This window comes from Streptomyces zinciresistens K42 (genome assembly GCF_000225525.1).
Taxonomy (GTDB): domain Bacteria; phylum Actinomycetota; class Actinomycetes; order Streptomycetales; family Streptomycetaceae; genus Streptomyces; species Streptomyces zinciresistens.
In genome coordinates this window covers 1-17,529 of the sequence record NZ_AGBF01000141.1, presented here as the reverse complement: position 1 = coordinate 17,529, position 17,529 = coordinate 1, and the positions used below count along the sequence as shown (strand labels likewise).

17 protein-coding genes are annotated in these 17,529 nt (G+C 73.8%); 9 read left to right on the top strand and 8 right to left on the bottom strand.

The features are described 5' to 3' along the window. Nucleotides 1-38: 38 nt before the first annotated feature. Both SZN_RS27245 and SZN_RS27240 read right to left on the bottom strand, forming a co-directional pair. Nucleotides 39-1,505 (bottom strand): sensor histidine kinase, encoded by a 1,467-nt coding sequence (locus tag SZN_RS27245; protein WP_007501119.1) that lies wholly within the window; start codon nucleotides 1,503-1,505, stop codon nucleotides 39-41. Beyond that, on the bottom strand, nucleotides 1,502-2,191 hold the full coding sequence (locus SZN_RS27240; RefSeq protein WP_007501114.1) for a response regulator transcription factor: 690 nt from the start codon (nucleotides 2,189-2,191) through the stop codon (nucleotides 1,502-1,504). Before SZN_RS27240 ends, SZN_RS27245 begins: the two co-directional genes overlap by 4 nt. A gap of 151 nt (nucleotides 2,192-2,342) precedes the next feature. Between SZN_RS27240 and SZN_RS27235 the strand changes: the two genes are divergently transcribed. The 4 genes from SZN_RS27235 (at nucleotide 2,343) to SZN_RS27220 (ending at nucleotide 5,794) form a co-directional block, all read left to right on the top strand. Continuing rightward, entirely contained in the window at nucleotides 2,343-3,680 is a 1,338-nt protein-coding gene (locus SZN_RS27235) for a ferredoxin reductase family protein (protein WP_043733400.1), read from the top strand. Between the two features lie 19 nt (nucleotides 3,681-3,699). Further along, nucleotides 3,700-4,092, top strand: a complete 393-nt coding sequence (locus tag SZN_RS27230; protein ID WP_007501109.1) for an FMN-binding protein — start codon at nucleotides 3,700-3,702, stop codon at nucleotides 4,090-4,092. 22 nt (nucleotides 4,093-4,114) lie between these two features. Then, on the top strand, nucleotides 4,115-4,828 hold the full coding sequence (locus SZN_RS27225) for an FAD:protein FMN transferase (RefSeq protein WP_007501107.1): 714 nt from the start codon (nucleotides 4,115-4,117) through the stop codon (nucleotides 4,826-4,828). 213 nt (nucleotides 4,829-5,041) lie between these two features. Then, the gene (locus SZN_RS27220) at nucleotides 5,042-5,794 is read left to right on the top strand and encodes a DUF4142 domain-containing protein (RefSeq protein ID WP_043733397.1); all 753 of its coding nucleotides are present in this window, start codon (nucleotides 5,042-5,044) and stop codon (nucleotides 5,792-5,794) included. A 74-nt stretch (nucleotides 5,795-5,868) separates the two neighbouring features. On the opposite strand, the gene SZN_RS27215 is transcribed toward SZN_RS27220, so the two are convergent. The 6 genes from SZN_RS27215 to SZN_RS27190 all read right to left on the bottom strand — a co-directional run bounded on the left by SZN_RS27215 (nucleotide 5,869) and on the right by SZN_RS27190 (nucleotide 10,847). Then, the gene (locus tag SZN_RS27215) at nucleotides 5,869-6,450 is read right to left on the bottom strand and encodes an Rv1733c family protein (RefSeq protein WP_007501102.1); all 582 of its coding nucleotides are present in this window, start codon (nucleotides 6,448-6,450) and stop codon (nucleotides 5,869-5,871) included. A gap of 168 nt (nucleotides 6,451-6,618) precedes the next feature. Continuing rightward, nucleotides 6,619-7,386 carry a PP2C family protein-serine/threonine phosphatase gene (locus SZN_RS27210; protein ID WP_007501100.1) on the bottom strand — a complete coding sequence of 256 codons (768 nt, stop codon included), beginning with the start codon at nucleotides 7,384-7,386 and terminating at the stop codon, nucleotides 6,619-6,621. 122 nt (nucleotides 7,387-7,508) lie between these two features. Continuing rightward, entirely contained in the window at nucleotides 7,509-7,916 is a 408-nt protein-coding gene (gene msrB / locus SZN_RS27205) for a peptide-methionine (R)-S-oxide reductase MsrB (protein ID WP_007501099.1), read from the bottom strand. A 13-nt stretch (nucleotides 7,917-7,929) separates the two neighbouring features. Continuing rightward, nucleotides 7,930-9,318 (bottom strand): UDP-N-acetylmuramate--L-alanine ligase, encoded by a 1,389-nt coding sequence (gene murC / locus SZN_RS27200; RefSeq protein WP_007501098.1) that lies wholly within the window; start codon nucleotides 9,316-9,318, stop codon nucleotides 7,930-7,932. Between the two features lie 106 nt (nucleotides 9,319-9,424). Further along, nucleotides 9,425-9,880 carry a hypothetical protein gene (locus SZN_RS27195; RefSeq protein ID WP_007501097.1) on the bottom strand — a complete coding sequence of 152 codons (456 nt, stop codon included), beginning with the start codon at nucleotides 9,878-9,880 and terminating at the stop codon, nucleotides 9,425-9,427. A gap of 163 nt (nucleotides 9,881-10,043) precedes the next feature. Further along, a complete protein-coding gene (locus tag SZN_RS27190; RefSeq protein ID WP_043733394.1) occupies nucleotides 10,044-10,847 on the bottom strand; it encodes a pyrimidine reductase family protein in 804 nt (267 codons plus the stop codon). Between the two features lie 37 nt (nucleotides 10,848-10,884). On the opposite strand from SZN_RS27190, the gene zapE reads away from it, so the two are divergent. The 5 genes from zapE (at nucleotide 10,885) to SZN_RS27160 (ending at nucleotide 17,327) form a co-directional block, all read left to right on the top strand. Further along, nucleotides 10,885-11,994 carry a cell division protein ZapE gene (zapE, locus tag SZN_RS27185; RefSeq protein ID WP_007501089.1) on the top strand — a complete coding sequence of 370 codons (1,110 nt, stop codon included), beginning with the start codon at nucleotides 10,885-10,887 and terminating at the stop codon, nucleotides 11,992-11,994. Between the two features lie 671 nt (nucleotides 11,995-12,665). Beyond that, nucleotides 12,666-13,244, top strand: coding sequence for a carbonic anhydrase (locus tag SZN_RS27175; protein ID WP_007501085.1), 579 nt, complete (start codon nucleotides 12,666-12,668; stop codon nucleotides 13,242-13,244). A 5-nt stretch (nucleotides 13,245-13,249) separates the two neighbouring features. Further along, a complete protein-coding gene (locus SZN_RS27170; RefSeq protein WP_007501083.1) occupies nucleotides 13,250-14,743 on the top strand; it encodes a SulP family inorganic anion transporter in 1,494 nt (497 codons plus the stop codon). A gap of 113 nt (nucleotides 14,744-14,856) precedes the next feature. Continuing rightward, complete coding sequence (locus tag SZN_RS27165; RefSeq protein ID WP_007501081.1) at nucleotides 14,857-15,840, top strand: slipin family protein; 984 nt, start codon at nucleotides 14,857-14,859, stop codon at nucleotides 15,838-15,840. A 92-nt stretch (nucleotides 15,841-15,932) separates the two neighbouring features. After that, nucleotides 15,933-17,327, top strand: a complete 1,395-nt coding sequence (locus SZN_RS27160) for an alkaline phosphatase PhoX (protein WP_007501079.1) — start codon at nucleotides 15,933-15,935, stop codon at nucleotides 17,325-17,327. Nucleotides 17,328-17,529: the final 202 nt, after the last annotated feature.

The following is a 17,529-nucleotide window of genomic DNA, read 5'->3' as shown; positions in this document are numbered from 1 at the left end:
TGGCCTCCCCCGGCCGCCGCCGTGCCGGCGCGGGACGCTCACCCGCCCGCGCCGGGTCGCCCCCCGCCGTCCCGGGCCGAGGGGAGGGTCACCGTGAACACCGTCGCCCCCGGCTCGCCGGTCAGGTCGATCCGGCCGCCGTGGGCGCGCACCAGGGACTGGGCGACGGCCAGTCCCAGACCGCTGCCGCCGCGGTCGCGGCTGCGGGCCTTGTCGACGCGGTAGAAGCGGTCGAAGACGCGCTCGCGGTCGGCGGGCGGGATGCCGGGCCCGGCGTCGGCGATCCGCACCCGGGCCGAGCCCGGCGCCGCGGAGACCGCCACGGAGACCGGGGTTCCCGCCGGGGTGTGCACGGCCGCGTTGGTGAGCAGGTTGTCCAGGACCTGACGGATGCGCTGCGGGTCCAGGCGGACCGGCACCGCGCGGGGCCCGGGGGCCACGGTCAGCGGGTGGCCGGGGTGCGTGACCCGGAAGGCGTCCGCCGCCCGCTCGACCAGGTCCACCAGGTCCGCCTCCTGCGGGCGCAGCGGCGTGTCCACGTCGGCGGCGTCCAGCCGCGCGAGCAGCAGCAGGTCGTCGAGGAGGAAGCCCATGCGCGCCGCCTCCGCGCGCAGCCGGGCCAGATGCCGGTCGCGTTCCTCGGGGGCGTTGGCCGCCGCGTACTGGAACAGGTCGGCGTAGCCGCGCACGGACATCAGCGGGGTGCGCAGTTCGTGGGAGGCGTCGGCCACGAAGCGCCGCAGCCGCTGCTCGGCCCGCGCCCGCACGGCGAGGGAGTCGTCTATGTGCTCCAGCATCGTGTTGAACGCGGTGCGCAGCTCCTCCACCTCGGGCCCGCCGCCGCCCCCGCCGTGCCGCACCGGCAGCCGGGCGGAGTCCGTCAGGTCGTGCGAGGTGATGTCGCGCGCGGTGCCGGCCATGTCGCTGAGCGGCCGCAGGCCGCGGCGCAGCATGGAGCGCCCGCACACCACCAGCGCGAGCAGGGCCAGCCCGAAGGTGACGGCCTGGATCGTGATCAGCTGGGTGACGGTGTCCTCGATGTCGGCCACGGGGGCCGCGCTGACCAGGACGACCCCGGGCTTCACCTCGCAGGCGCGCAGCCGGTACTCGCCCTTGCCCCGCAGGTTCCCGGTGCGCAGGACCTCGGTGCCCGCGGCGGCCTGGGCGCGGGCCAGGGCGGTGAAGTCGCCGACGTCGGCGGGCAGGTCGGCGGGGTCCTCGGGCCTGCGCAGCACGGGACGGCCGTCCTCGACGTCGTACACGGCGTAGAACCAGCTGTAGTACTTCTTGCCCGTGAGCGTGCCGTAGTCCGCGATCGACTTGGACTGGGCGAGCTGGCCCTGGGCGAGCTGGGTGTCCAGCTGGGCGGACAGGTAGTCGCGCATGTACGTCGTCAGCGCGGTGCCCACCACCGCGAACACCGCCAGGGACAGCGCGCCGAGCCCCAGCGCCAGCCGGGTGCCGAGCCGCATCGAGCGGTACGCCCGGCGCAGCCGCCCGCTCACTCGCCCGCCTGCCGGATCACATAGCCGAAGCCGCGCACCGTGTGGATCAGCGGCGCCCCGGTGTCGTCGAGCTTGCGGCGCAGCCGGCTGACGACCAGCTCGACGACGTTCGAGCGGCCCCCGAAGCCGTACTCCCACACGTGGTCGAGGATCTGCGCCTTGGTCAGCACGGTGGGCGACCTGCGCATCAGATAGCGCAGCACCTCGTACTCGGTCGGGGTGAGCGTGAGCTGCCGCTCGCCGCGGCGCACCTCGCGGGTGTCCTCGTCCATCGTGAGGTCCGCGACCCGCAGCACCGAGCGCGGGAAGCCGGGGCCGGAGCTGCGCCGCAGGACGGTGCGCAGCCGGGCCATCAGCTCCTCCACCGCGAACGGCTTGACCAGGTAGTCGTCCCCGCCGCGGGTCAGCCCGGCGACCCGGTCGGCGACCCCGTCGCGGGCGGTGAGGAACACCACGGGCACCATCGCCCCGGCCCGCCGCAGCCGGTCCAGGACGCCGAACCCGTCCACATCGGGCAGCATCAGGTCCAGCACTACGATGTCGGGGTGGAACTCGGCGGCCAGCCGCAGCGCCTCCTCGCCCGAGTTCGCGGTGACCGCCTCCCAGCCCTCGTAGCGGGCGACGGTCGCGACGAGGTCGGCGATGGGCGGGTCGTCGTCCACGACCAGCAGGCGTACTTTCTCCACCCGTTCATACTGCGGCACCCGCCGGCGGCGGCCCCGGGCGGGCCGGGCTCCGCGACCCGATCGATAATCACTTGAAAGAAGTACGACAGCTTTTCGACAGCTCCCCCCGGACAAGCTCGGAAGCCACAGACGAGATCAAGGAGCTGTCGCCGTGACGACCGTCCAAGCGCCCCCCTCGCCCCCCACGGCGATACGCCCCGGGGTGGTGGCCCGCACCGGCCTGTACGCCCTGCTCGCCGTGAACGCCGCCGCGGTGCTCTCGTTCTTCCTCGCCGCCGGTTTCGCCTCGAACGCGCTCATCGTGCTGGGCCGCCTCGCCGGTCTGGCGGGTGCGCTGCTGATGGCCTTCCAGCTGGTGCTGGTGGCCCGGCTGCCGTGGTTCGACCGCCGGATCGGCATGGACCGGCTGACGTCCTGGCACCGCTGGACCGGCTTCGGCGTGCTGTGGACCCTTCTCGCGCATGTCGTCCTCATCACGTTCGGGTACGCCGAGTCGTCGTCCCTCGACCCGCTGAACCAGCTCGTCGACCTCGCCGGGACGGTGCGGGGGGTGCTGCGGGCCGTCGTCGCGTTCGGCGTCCTCCTCGTCGTCGGCACGGTGTCGGCCCGGTTCGCGCGGCGCCGCCTGGCCTACGAGACCTGGCACTTCATCCACCTGTACACCTACGCCGCGGTGGTCCTGGCGTTCACGCACCAGATCGCGGCGGGGACGACCTTCGCCTCGTCCGCCCCCGCCACGGCGTACTGGTACGCCGTGTGGGGCGGCGCGCTCGGCGCGGTCCTCGTCGGCCGGGTGGTCCTCCCGCTGCGGCGCAACCGCCGTCACCGTCTGACGGTCTCGGCCGTCGTCCCCGAGTCCGACGACGTGGTCTCGGTCTACGTCACCGGCCGTGACCTGGATCTGCTCCCGGCCCGCGCCGGCCAGTTCTTCCTGTGGCGGTTCCTGACGAAGGACCGCTGGTGGCAGGCGAACCCGTTCTCCCTGTCGGCCGCCCCGGACGGGCTGCACCTGCGGCTCACGGCGAAGGCGGCCGGCGAGGGCTCGGCGTCCCTGCGGCACCTCCCGGTCGGTACGCGCGTGTTCGCGGAGGGCCCCTACGGCGCCTTCACCGCGCTGCGCCGGACCCGTCCGGAGTCGGTGCTCATCGCGGGCGGCGTCGGTGTGACCCCGATCCGCGCGCTGCTGGAGGACCTGCGGGGGCACGCGGTCGTGATCTACCGGGTGGCCGAGGAGGGCGACGCCGTGCTGTACGGCGAACTGGCGGAGCTGGCCCGCGCCAAGGGGGCGGAGCTGCACCTGGTGACCGGTCCCGCGCTGCCCGACCGGCTGGCCCCGGCGGAGCTGGCCCGCCTGGTGCCGGACATCACCGGCCGCGACGTCTTCCTGTGCGGGCCGCCGCCGATGATGGACGCGGTGATCGGCAGCCTGCGCGAGCTGGGGGTGCCCCGGCGCCAGGTCCACTTCGAGCGTTTCAGCCTGGCCGGCTGAGCGGAACGGAAGAGTCGTCGTGAAGCGAGCCGTACCTGTTCTCCTCCTGAGCCTCGCGGGCCTGATCCCCGTCTGGCGCTACGAACCCTCCCTCGGCACCGCGGGCGCGGCGGCGAGCGAGCCCGCCCCCGCGTCGTCCTCCGCCGGGCGGGGCACGACCGTCAGGGGTTCGAACGTGCAGACCGAGAAGGGCCCCGTCCAGGTCCAGGTGACCTTCGAGGGGTCGAGGATCACCGCCGTGACGATGCTGCGGCAGCCCAGCCACCCGCAGACCACGGCGGCCGTGCCGAAGCTCGTCGCCCAGACGCTGGAGGCCCAGAGCGCCGACATCGACACGGTGTCGGGCGCGACCATCACCAGCGACGGCTACCGGACGTCGCTCCAGGCGGCGCTGGACGCGCGGGGCGCCTGAGGTGCGGCGGGTCGAGCACGTCATGGGGTTCCCGGTGTCGCTGCGGGTCGACGACGGGGACGTCGGCGAGGAGGGCGCGGACGCGGTGTTCGCGTGGCTGCGCGAGGTCGACGCACGGTTCAGCCCGTTCCGCGCGGACAGCGAGGTGTGCCGGCTGGACCGGGGCGAGCTCGCGCGCGACGCCGTCAGCGCGGACCTCGACGAGGTGCTGGGGCTGTGCGAGGAGTACCGCGTGGCCAGCGGCGGCGCCTTCGACGTACGGCTGCCGGGGCGCGGGCTCGATCCGTGCGCGGTGGTGAAGGGGTGGTCCGTGCAGCGGGCGGCCGGGCTGCTGAGGGCGGCGGGGGCGCGGCGCTTCGTGCTCAACGCGGGCGGGGACGTGGTCGCGGCACGGGGCCCGTGGCGGGTCGGCATCCGGCACCCCGGGCGGGCCGACCGGGTGTGCGCGGTGGCCGAACTCACGGACGCGGCGATCGCGACGTCCGCGCGCTACGAGCGCGGCGACCACATCGTCGACGGCCGCACCGGCCGCCCGGCGACGGAGCTGCTGTCCCTGTCGGTCGTCGCCCCCACGCTGACCGTGGCGGACGCCGTGGCGACGGCGGCGTTCGCGCTGGGCGCCGACGGCGTCCCCTGGGCCGCGGCCCGCCCCGGCTGCGAGGTGTTCGCGGTGACCGCCGACCACCGGGTCCTGCGCTCGGAGAACTTCCCGGCGGCGCGGGCGCAGGCGGCGTGAGCGGGGCCGGTGACCCGGCGGGGTCCGGCGGGCCGGGCACCCCCGCCCTCCCCACCCTGCTCGCACGCCGTCCGCGTACGCCGTCCGCGCTGGTCGCGGCCGGTGTGACGCACGCCGCACGGGAGTCGGCCATCTTTTTCCCACGGCGCTGATCGGATCGCGCCTCCCATGCGTACCTTCTGGCGTACAGAGCCGTTCGCCTCAGGAGGCACGATGCCCATTTCGCGCCGCATGGTAGGAACCGTCTTCGTGGGAGGCGCACTCGTCCTGACCCTCTCCGCACTCGCCTACCCCGCCATGCTCGGTGTGGAGACCGCGTCCGCCTCGCAGGACCGCATCATCGCCAACACCCCCTACGGACCGCTGACCGAGGCCGACCGCGACTTCGTCGTGAAGGTGCGCGCCGCGGGTCTGTGGGAGCACCCGCTCGGGATGATCGCCATGCGCAAGGGCACCACCAAGGCGATGCGGACGGCGGGCGAGCACCTGGTCGTGGGACACGGACGGCTCGACGAGACGTGCCGCAAGATCTCGCCCGAACTGGGCATCACCCTGCCGAACCAGGCCAGTCCGCAGCAGCAGCAGTTCGTGGCGACCGCGAACTCCAAGACCGGCAAGGAGTTCGACGCCGCGGCCACGGCCGTCATGCGGGTGACCCACGGCCAGATCTTCCCCGTCGTCGCCAAGATCCGGGCCACCACCCAGAACACGCTGGTCCGCCAGCTCGCCGACCAGGCCAACGACACCGTGCTCGACCACATCACGGTCCTGGAGAAGACCGGGCTCGTGAACTTCGACCAGAACAACTTCCAGCAGACCAACCCGCCGAAGCTGCCCAAGGACCAGCTGACGCCTCCCCCGCCGCAGCCGGGCACCCCGGTCCTGGTGCTGCCCATCCCGAAGGAACTGGCCAACCTCGACACGTCCTCCCCGACCCCGCCGACCCCGAACCCGTCGACCGGCTGAGGGATCACGGACCGCGGCCCGCCGAGCCGGTGGTGGTGCTCGGCGGGCCGCGTCATGCCCGGCGGCGGGCAGGCTCAGCCCGTCTTCCACCCCCAGGGAGTGTCGACGCGCTCCCACTCGGCGGCCCACTGCGCGAGCCGCCGCCGCTCAAGGCCCTGCCGCGCCGCCCACGTCGCGCCCAGCACGACACCGGCGGCGCTGCCTCCGGCCAGGATGCCGCCGGAGACCGAGTGCAGCAGGATCTCCGCCCCGGACAGCGGTTCGCTCACGATGATCCCGCGCCGGTCCGTCCACACCGTGACCCGGGCGCCCGCCCTGGTGTCCGGCGAGACCCGCGCGTCGCCGGTGTGCCGGGTGCCGTCCGGACCCGTCCAGCGGACGGCGGCCCACACCAGGTTGTCGGTACTGACCCGCGCGGCCCCCGCGTCCCGGGCGTCCTTCACCAGGACCGCGGTCACCCTGCGGCTCTCCGCGCGCTGCTGCTGGGCCGAACCGGCCACCGCGGCCGACGCCGCGAGGCCCGCGAAGACGGCGCCGACCACGGCCAGCAGCCAGCCGCACAGCACCAGCCATGCCTCGACGACGTCGCTGCGCCGTCTCAGCGGGCTGCGACGCCACCGCCACAGCCGTACGTTCCTGCACTCCGGGACAGCCATGCCGACACCCCCTTGAGCAGCGACAGCACTGTTCCAGTGTGCGCCCGATCCGGGCGTCGCGCGGTTCAGAACGGGAGGGCGGCGGGCCGCCGGCCCCCGGGCTCGCCCAGCCGAAGGTCAACCACCCGCCCGGCCGGCCGAATCCCCAGGTCAGGGCGTGGTTCCCGGTCACGCCGAGCGGACCGGCGGCTCCTGTTCCTCCCCCACCCGCACCACCGCCACGGTGATGTTGTCGGGGCCGCCCGCCGCGATGGCGGCGTGCCACAGCTCGAAGGCGGCCCGGCCGTCGTCGTGCGCGCGCAGGATCTCCTCGACGACGTCCCTCGGCACGGGGTCCGTCAGGCCGTCCGAGCAGACCAGCCAGCGCGCGCCCGGGGTCAGCGGCGCGGTGCTGACGTGCGGGTCGACGGCCCGGTAGGCGGGCGAGCCGCCCAGGCACTGGGTGACCAGCGACACCGGGCGGCCGGGCGGGTGCGGCGGGTTGTCGTCGACGCTCAGCAGGCGCAGCCCGTCGGCGCCGGCGGCGAGGACCTCGCTGTCGCCGACGTTGAAGACCAGGGCGGCGTCCGGCTGGATCACGAGCCCGGCGACGGTCGTGCCCATGGCGGTGAGCCCGCCGCCGTCGCCGTCCGCCGCCTGGTACACGGCGCGGTTGCAGGCGTTGACGGCGTCGCGGACGGCGGTCTCGCTGCTCAGGGCGGGCCCCAGGGTGGCCATCCGGCGCACCACGAGGGCGCTGGCCACCTCACCGCCCGGGTGGCCGCCCAGCCCGTCGGCGACGGCCACCACCAGGGGTGTGCCGAGCGGGAAGACCAGGGTCTGGGGGCTCTCGGTCACCGTGGCGCACAGCGTCCACGGGCCGATGGCGAGGCTGTCCTCGTTGTGTTCGCGCAGCAGCCCGGGATGGCTGATCGCGCTCACCGCGACGTACGGCACGAGGCGCCACCGCCTTCCCGCACTGCACGGCACCTACGCGTACGAGTCTAGGAACACCCGTCCCGCGCGTGCCAGCGCGGGACGGGGTCCCGCCCCCGGCCGCCGTGGGTACGGCCCCGGTGTCAGCCCTCGTCGGGCGTCAGCCGCAGCGAGACGCTGTTGATGCAGTACCGCTGGTCGGTGGGGGTCGCGTACCCCTCGCCCGCGAAGACGTGCCCGAGGTGCGAGCCGCACCGGGCGCAGCGCACCTCGGTGCGCGCCATCCCGTGCGAGCGGTCCTCGACGAGCTCGACCGCGTCGGTGTCCTTCGGGTCGTAGAAGGACGGCCAGCCGCAGTGCGAGTCGAACTTGGTGGTGGAGGTGAACAGGTCGGCGCCGCAGGCGCGGCAGGAGTACACGCCCTCGGTCTTGGTGTCGGTGTACTCACCGGTGAAGGCGGGCTCGGTGGCGGACTCGCGCAGCACGGCGTACTCCGCCGGGCTCAGCTCCGTGCGCCACTGCTCGTCCGGCTTCTCGACGTCGTACGACATGTGTGCGTGCCCCTCACTTCGCCAGGCGGTCAAGGATGAGCGGGCCGAGGTCGGTGACATCGCCCGCGCCCATGGTGATAACGAGATCGCCCGCCTTCGCCATTCCCGCGACCAGCGCGGGCACCTCGCCCCTGTCGCGCACGGCGCTCACGTCGGCCCCGGCGGCCCGCGCCGCCTCGATGACGACCTCGCTGGTGATGCCGGGGATCGGGTCCTCGCGGGCCGGGTAGACGTCCAGGACCAGCGACGCGTCCGCGAGGGCGAGCGCGGCGCCCATCTCCTTGCCGAGTTCCTGCGTCCGGGAGAAGAGGTGGGGCTGGTAGACGACCAGGATGCGGGCGTCCCCGGCGGCACCGCGCATCGCCTCCAGGTCGGCCGTCATCTCGGTGGGGTGGTGCGCGTAGGAGTCGATGACCTGCACGCCCGCGGCCTCGCCCTTGAGCTGGAGGCGGCGCTTGACGCCGGTGTAGGCCGCGATGGCCGGGGCCAGCTCCGCGGCCGGGACGCCCAGCGCGGCACCGGCGGCGAGGGCGGCCACGGCGTTGAGGGCGTAGTGGCGGCCGGGGACGGACACCGTGAAGCCGAGTTCCCGCCCGTCGAGCAGGACCGTGACCTCGCTGGTGAGGCCCCGTGCCACCACCGACAGCACCCGGACGTCGGCGTCGGCGGCCTCGCCGTACGTCACCGTCCGCACGGAACCGGCCACCCGCCGGGTCAGTTCGCGCGCGCCGTCCTGGTCGGCGGAGATCACCAGGGTGCCGCCCTCGGTGATGCGCTCGGTGAACGTGACGAAGGAGTCGTAGATCTCGTCCATCGAGGCGTAGTTGGCGTGGTGGTCGAGTTCGACGTTGAGGACGATGGCGACCTCGGGCGCGTACTTGTGGAAGCTGCGGTCCGACTCGTCGGCCTCGGCGACGAAGATCTCGCCGTCGCCGTGCAGGGCGTTGGAGCCCGGGGCGTCCAGGTCGCCGCCGATGGCGTACGACGGCTTCAGGCCCAGTTCGCCGAGGGAGACGGCCAGCATCGAGGTGGTGGTGGTCTTGCCGTGGGTGCCCGCGACGGCGACGGGGCGCAGTCCGTGCATCAGCGCGGCGAGCGCGTCGGAGCGGTGCACCACCGGGATGCCCCGTTCGGCGGCCCGGACCAGCTCGGGGTTGTCCGCGCGGATCGCCGAGGAGACCACGACGCAGCCGGCGTCGTCGGCGAGGTGCTCCGCCGCGTGCCCGATGTGGACGCTGACGCCGAGGGCCCGCAGCGCGTCGGCGGTCGGGGACTCCCTGGCGTCGCTCCCGGCCACCACGGCACCGCGCTGCGCGAGGATCTTGGCGATCCCCGACATCCCGGCCCCGCCGATGCCGATGAAGTGCGGTCGGTCCATGGCGTTGGGAATGCCGGGTGCCATGTGTGTTCTCCCCAGTTGCGGTACGACGATGAGCCCTCAGCCTATGCGCTGGCTGCCGGGGCGACGCCCGGGGGCGCGGGGCCGCACCCGGCGGGGGGCGCGTCCCTCACGCCTTGCTGTGCGAGAAGAGCTTCAGTACGGGCACGCCCACCTTGTGCCGGGCCCGGGACGCCCAGTCGCGGTGGAAGAACTCCTCCACGTAGTGCGGGTCCGTCAGCACGATGACCTCGTCCGCGCCGACCTCGGCGACGACGCCGCGCAGGGCGTCCAGCGGGTGGTCCTCCAGCAGCCGCCCCTCGGCCCGCGCACCCGATCCGCGCAGGGCCGCGAGGGACACCTCCAGCGCCCGCTCCCCCGTGCTGAGGGCCTCCTCGCCCTCCGGGGTGCTGCCCTCGCGCACCGCCTCGTCCAGCTCGCCGAGCGCGATGTCGTCGATGGCGCGCAGCAGCCGGTCGGCCTGCTCGCCCCGCGGCTGGAGCAGTACGTGGAAGACCACCTCCTCCTCGCCGTGCAGGGTGGTCACGAACTCCACGTCGGCGGATGTCAGGGCCTTCTCGATCATCAAAACGCTTGTGAACACCGGGCGCCCCTTCTGCGGAAACCGTTCTTCCCCGTGATCGCACGGGGACTGCGATTTTCAGTCTGCCCGGCGGAAGCCAAACGGAACGATCAATTCCGTCGTTTCCCCGCGCATGACTCTCAGAGAACCCCTTTCCGCGCGCTTCTCACCTGTGCCGGTAGCGCCCGAAGAGGAAACCGTCCTCCTCCAGCAGCGACACCAGTTCGTACCGCTCCGGTACGGCCACCGCGGGACCGCCCGCGATGCGCTGGGCGGCACCGGCCGTCAGCAGGGGCGACAGCGTCAGGCAGAGTTCGTCGAGCACACCGGCCGCCACGAACTGGCCGAGCAGCCGGGGCCCGCCCTCGGTCAGCAGCCGGGTGTGCCCCAGCTCCGCGAGGGCCCCGGTCACGCGCGCGGGATCGACCCCGGTGCCGTCCCCCGCGATCACCACCCGCGCTCCCGCCTTCTCGGCCGCCGCCACCCGCTCCGGGGGGGCGCCCGCCCCGGTGAGCACCAGCGTGCGCACGGCGGGCGAGGTGAACAGCGGCAGGCCGAAGTCCAGGTCGAGCCGCGCGCTGACCACCGCGACGGCCGGGGCGGGGCCCTGCCCGGCCGCCGTGCGCGCCGCGGCGAACTCCGCCCGTGCGCGCGCCGGCCGGTACCCCTCCCGGCGTACGGTTTCGGCACCGACGACCACGGCGTCCGCGAGCGCCCGCAGCGTGCCGAAGATCCGCATGTCGGCCGGGCAGGAGAGGGGCTGGGAGCGTCCGTCGTGCTGGGCGGCGCCGTCGAGTGTGGACACCATGTTGGCGCGCAGCCAGCCCCGCCCCCCGGTCCGCGCGGCGTCGGGGTAGGCGTAGGCGCGGGCGAGGGCGGCCAGGTCCCCCTCGGGCCCCCCGGCGTCACCGGACGCGCCGTCCGGGGCGCCCACTGCTGTCTGGTCGGTCACAGGGAACAGGCGTCGCATGTCAAGGAGTGTGGCACGGCGCTTAGCATGGTGAACCGTGTCGTCCTCCTCCGCCGCCGCCCAGCCGAGCCCGATAGCCGGGACGGGCCCGCTGTCCCTGTGCGCCCGCGAGCCCCACGTCCCGGCGGACCGGCTGGTCGCCGAGATGGTGCCGCCGCCGCGCTTCGACTCGGTCCGCTTCGGCACCTATCTCGCGGACCCGGACCAGCCGAGCCAGACGCGGGCGGTCCAGGTCCTGGAGTCCTTCGCGGCGGACCTCGGCGGCGCCCACGCGAGCGGCGCGGGCCGCGCCGGACGCGGCTTCCTCGGGTTCGGCAGGGCGAAGGCGCCGAAGGCCCCGGCCGGCCCCCGCGGTGTCTACCTCGACGGCGGCTACGGCGTCGGCAAGACCCATCTGCTCGCCTCGCTCTGGCACGCCGCGCCGGCCGAACCCGCCCTGAAGTCCTTCGGCACGTTCGTGGAGCTGACCAACCTCGTCGGCGCCCTCGGCTTCCAGCAGACCGTGCGCACCCTCTCGGACCACCGCCTGCTGTGCATCGACGAGTTCGAGCTGGACGACCCGGGCGACACCGTCCTCGTCTCCACGCTGCTCGGCAAGCTGGTGGACGCGGGGGTCGCGCTCGCCGCCACCTCCAACACCCTGCCCGGCCGGCTCGGCGAGGGCCGCTTCGCCGCGGCCGACTTCCTGCGCGAGATCCAGGGCCTGTCGGCCCGCTTCCGCACCCTGCGCATCGACGGCGAGGACTACCGCCACCGCGGCCTGCCCGAGGCACCCGCGCCCTGTTCCGAGGAGCAGGTCACAAGGGCGGCGTACGCCGTCGAGGGCGCCTCGCTCGACGACTTCCCGCACCTGCTCGACCATCTGGCGCGTGTGCACCCCAGCAGGTACGGCGCGCTGACCGACGGGCTCAGCGCCGTGTGCCTGACCGATGTGCGGCCGGTGCCGGACCAGTCGACGGCGCTGCGGCTCGTGGTGCTCGCCGACCGGCTCTACGACCGCGAGGTCCCGGTCCTGGCCTCGGGCCTGCCCTTCGACCGGCTCTTCAGCGAGGAGATGCTGAAGGGCGGCTACCGCAAGAAGTACTTGCGCGCGATCTCGCGTCTCACGGCCCTCGCCCGCGACGCGCGCACCCTCGTCACCGCCTGACGCACGGCCCGGCCAACTCCCCCGGGCCATAGGGGCTTTCCGGCCATCTCCCGATCGCCTTTCAGGCTCTCTTCAGCTGGAAACGTTACGTTAACCCTGCAAACAACTTTGCCGGGTTAACGTGTTTCTTGACCAACGATTGACCAGACGTTGGCGCGTCAAAGAGGTGTGGACTGCCTGGAGGGGGGCGCATGTTCCGAGGTAGGACGGTTCGGGCCGTGATCCCGTTCCTCACCGTCGTCCTGCTCGCCCTCCAGTTCTTCGCATCTCCCGCGGCCTTCGCACACGCGCATACTTTCAGTCAGGCTGAGGCCAAGGCCAAACGCGCGTTCAAGCCCTCCGGGAAGGCGTCGCGCGAGACCGCGCCCGCCTCCCACCCCCGCGTGCCCGCCGGCGACGGGGACCCGACCGGTCCCCTGCGCGGCCGCGCACGCTCCGCGGACTCCGGACAGGCGGCGGCCGCCCGGCCGGCGCCGGACCGCGAGCCCTCGACCGGACCCGTGCCGTCCAGACCAGGCGGCACGCCCCCGCGCACGTCGAGACCGCCGACGTCGCACACTCCGGCAGCGCTGCAGGTCTTCCGCTGCTGAGCAGCAGAGAAGCTCCCGCCCCCCACCTCTGTCATGCAAACCCCGACGCGCCGACAGCGGCGCGCCAGGAGGAGTCACCCCATGCAGCCCCTCATCGACAACGCCCGTACGTTCGGACAGCGCCCTGAGGAGTTCGCCGCACTGGCCCAAGGGCAGTCGCCGCAGGTCCTGTTCATCACCTGCTCCGACTCCCGGGTCGTACCGGCCCTGATCACGGGCGCCCGCCCCGGCCAGCTCTTCGAGCTGCGCACCGCCGGCAACATCGTCCCGCCGTACGCCTCGCAGCACCCCACCAGCGAGGCGGCCACCATCGAGTACGCCGTGGAGGTCCTCGGCGTCAGCGACATCGTGGTCTGCGGCCACTCCCACTGCGGTGCCGTCGGCGCGCTCGTGCGCGGCGACGACCTCGACGCCGTCCCGGCCGTGCGTGACTGGCTCGCGCAGGCCGACCCCCGCCCCCGGGGCACCGCCGAGGACCCGGAGGTCGCCGACGGCGTCCAGTCCCACATCCTGGCGCAGGTGCTCCGGCTGCGCTCGTACCCCTGCGTCAAGCGCGGACTGAAGCAGCGTCAACTCACCCTGCACGCCTGGTACTACGAGGTGCACAAGGGTGCCGTGCTGGCCCACAGCGCCGGCACCGACACGTTCGAGGCGCTGTGACGACCATGCGCACCTCCTTCCCCCACCTGCGGCGGGACTTCGCCGCCTCGCTCGTCGTCTTCCTGGTCGCCCTCCCGCTGTGCGTGGGCGTCGCCGTCGCCTCCGGTGTCCCGGCCGAACTCGGCCTGGTCACCGGCATCGTGGGCGGCATCGTCACCGGCATGATGCGCGGCAGCAGCCTCCAGGTCTCCGGACCCGCGGCCGGTCTGACCGTCCTCGTCCTCGAAGCGGTCCGGCAGTTCGGGCTGCCGGTCCTCGGGGTGCTGGTGCTGGCCACCGGTCTGCTCCAGCTCCTGATGGGCGCCCTGAAGCTGGGGCGCTGGTTCCGGGCCATCTCGCTCTCGGTCGTCGAGGGGATGCTCGCCGGAATCGGCCTGGTCCTCATCGCCGGACAGCTCTACTCGGTCGCCGACGTCAAGGCGCCCGCCTCGGGCCTGGAGAAGATAGCCGGGCTGCCCGGCGCCCTCGCCCAGGCCACCGGGAACACCGGGGCACTCGCCTCCCTCGCCCTGGGCGCCGGCACCGTCGCCGTCCTGGTGCTCTGGAAGCGGCTGCCGCAGCGGGTACGGGCGGTTCCCGGACCGCTCGCCGCGGTCGGACTCGCGACGGCCGCCACCGCGGCCTTCGCCCTGCCGGTCGCCACCGTGGAGGTCAAGGGCCTGCTGGGCGCGATCCAGCCGCCGTCCCTGACTTCCTTCGGCGCGCTCGCGGACGTCGGCGTGCTCGCCACGATCGTCGCGTTCACGCTCATCGCCTCGGCCGAGTCCCTGTTCAGCGCGGCGGCCGTGGACCGGCTCCACGACGGGCCGCGCACCCGGTACGACAAGGAACTGATGGCGCAGGGCGCGGGCAACACCGTCTGCGGTGTGCTCGGCGCGCTGCCCATGACCGCCGTCATCGTGCGCAGTTCCGCCAACGTCCAGGCGGGCGCGAAGACCAAGGCGTCCCGGGTGATGCACGGCGTGTGGCTGCTGCTGTTCGCGGCGCTGCTGCCCGCCACGCTGGCCCTCATCCCGATCCCCGCGCTGGCCGGTGTGCTGCTCCACGCGGGCTGGAAGCTCATCCCCTTCCGCGGGATCGCCTCCCTGTGGCGGGGCCACCGCGGCGAGGCCCTGATCCTCGTGGTCACCGCCGTCTCGATCGTCACCGTGAACATGTTCGAGGGCGTGCTGATCGGACTGGCCCTCTCCATCGTCAAGACCGCCTGGGAGGCCTCGCACATCAAGCTGGAGGTCATCGACAAGGGCGCCGGACCCATCCAGGCGTACCTGTCGGGCAACGCGACCTTCCTCAGGCTGCCGAAGATCCTCGACAGCCTGGAGTCCCTGCCCCCGGACCGCCCGGTGGAGCTGGACCTGACCGGCCTGCACCACCTCGACCACGCCTGCCGCACGGCCCTGGAGAACTGGGCCGAGCGCCTCCCCCACGTCTCGACCTCGCTGGACAGGCCGGGCACCGCCCCGGCCGACCCGGAACCGGTACGGGCCACCACACCCTGACCTGCGACGACACCCGCCGGCTGCCCGGCTCGGGGCCGACCGTGGCCTCGGGCCGGGCAGCGGGCTTATCTTGGCAGGAGAGACCTCGGGAGCCGTCGGCGGAGGAGGTCGTCATGCTCCAGGAACTGCTCGGCGCGGCCGCGGGAGTGTGCGCGGTGGGCGCGGTGTACGTCGCGGCCGCGGCGCGGGTGGTCAAGCAGTACGAACGCGGTGTGGTCCTGCGCCTCGGACGGCTGGCCGGTGAGGTCCGCCCGCCCGGATTCACCTTGATCGTCCCGGCCGTGGACCGGCTGCACAAGGTGAACATGCAGATCGTGACGCTGCCGGTGCCGGGCCAGGAGGGCATCACCCGCGACAACGTGACGGTCCGCGTGGACGCGGTGGTCTACTTCAAGGTCGTCGACCCCGCGAGCGCGCTCATCAAGGTCGAGGACTACAAGTACGCGGTCTCGCAGATGGCGCAGACGTCGCTGCGCTCGATCATCGGCAAGAGCGACCTGGACGATCTGCTGTCCAACCGCGAGAAGCTCAACCAGGGGCTGGAGCTGATGATCGACAGCCCGGCCATCGGCTGGGGCGTGCAGGTGGACCGCGTCGAGATCAAGGACGTGTCGCTGCCGGAGTCGATGAAGCGCTCCATGGCCCGGCAGGCCGAGGCGGACCGCGAGCGGCGCGCCCGGATCATCAACGCCGACGCCGAGCTCCAGGCGTCCCGCAAGCTGGCCGAGGCCGCCCACCAGATGGCCGACGCGCCGTCCGCGCTCCAGCTGCGGCTGCTCCAGACGGTGATGGCGGTGGCGGCCGAGAAGAACTCGACGCTGGTGCTGCCCATCCCGGTGGAACTGCTGCGGTTCCTGGAGCGGGGCGCGGACAAGGTCCCGGAGCGGGAGGCGCGGCCCGCCGTCCGGCCCGCCGAGGACGCGGCCCTGGAGCGGGGCGCCGCCGCGCGGGAGGACGGGGCGGAGGACGGCGCGGAGGACGGGCGGGCCGCCGGGCCGGAGTCCGACGGGCCCCCGGCCGGACGGGCCGAGCCGGCGGCCCAGCGGGAGGTCGAGCGCACGATCGAGGACATCATCCAGGACGCCGCCAAGAAGTGACACGTGCGCCGAGTGTGGTTCCGGTGACCGGCCCCGGGTGATAGACACAGCCGGGTCACAGAGTTCCTGTCCGCCAGCAGGAAGGCCGCCTCATGTCCGACACCGCGTCCGTACCCGGCAGCTCCGCGACACGCCGTCAGATCCTCGCGCGCACCGGCGCGTTGGGCGTCTCCGTCGCGTTCGCCGGGAACCTCACGGAACTCTTCGCGGGCACCGCCGCCGCCCAGGACCCGGGCCGTGGCGGCTACGGCCCGCTGGTCCCCGATCCCCGGGGGCTGCTCGACCTGCCCCGGGGCTTCCGCCACCGCGTGCTCTCCCGCGAGGGCGACCCGCTGCGCTCGGGCGAGGGGCCGGTCCCCTCCAACCACGACGGCATGGCCGCCTTCGCCGCCCGGGACGGCGGTGTGCACCTGGTGCGCAACCACGAGAACCGCGTCACGGCCGCCGTCCCCGTCCCGACCGTCCCCGGCCTGACCTACGACCCGCAGGGCAAGGGCGGCTGTACGGCGCTGACCCTGGACCGGCACGGCCGGGTGCTGGCCGAGCGGGTCGCCGTCGCCGGTACGGCGGTCAACTGCGCGGGCGGCCCGACCCCTTGGGGCACCTGGCTGACCTGCGAGGAGACCGAGGACAGGGCGGGCACCAACGGCTACACCAAGGACCACGGCTTCGTCTTCGAGGTCGACCCGGCCGACCCGCGGCGCTCGGGCGCGGTCCCGCTGACCGCGATGGGCCGCTTCCAGCACGAGGCGATCGCGGTCGACCCGCACCGCGGGGTGGTCTACGAGACCGAGGACGCCTTCCAGAGGCCGTTCGGCCTGTTCTACCGCTTCCTGCCGGACCGGCCGCGGGGCGGCCTCGGCTCGCTGCGGGCGGGCGGCCGGCTCCAGGCGATGCGGGTGCCCGGCGTGCCCGACCTGTCGACGATCCAGGAGACCGGCGCGCGCTTCGAGCGCGTCGAGTGGGTGGACGTACCCGACCCGCAGGCCGCGCGGACCCCGATCCGGCTCCAGGACTTCGGCCCGAAGGGCATCACCCACGCCCAGAAGCTGGAGGGCTGCTACTGGGGCGGCGCCTGCGTCTACTTCGTCTCGTCCTTCGCCCGCAGCGCGGAGGGCTCGGCGGCCGACCACTACGGGCAGATCTGGCGCTACGACCCCGCGGCGCGGCGGCTCACCCTGGTCGTCGTCTTCGGCCCCGGCACCGACGTGCGGCTGCCCGGCGAGTCCCCGGACAACATCTGCCTCGCCCCCAGCGGCGGCCTGATGGTCTGCGAGGACGGCAACGGCGCCCAGCACGTGTTCGGCGTGACGCGCGGCGGCGAGGTGTACGCGATGGCGCGCAACGCGCAGAACCTGGGCAGCCCCGAGGAGCCGGAGTGGGGCGAGTTCGCCGGGGTCACGTTCTCCCCCGACGGCGGGACGATGTACGTGAACTGCTACACACCCGGCACGACGTTCGCGGTGACCGGCCCGTGGCACCGCTGACGGGCGGGTGACGGCCGGATGACGGGGCGGAGGCCGCAGTCCGCGGAGCTGGTGCCGCATGAACGCCTTCCCCCGGCGGGCGTCCGCAGTCGGCCGCACCGCGCCGGACACCCGCGTCGGCCGCTGCCTGAGCGCCGGCCCGGCCGACCACGGCCTTCGGAGTCGCCCGCCGGCCGACGCGCGCACCGGCACCGGCACCCGC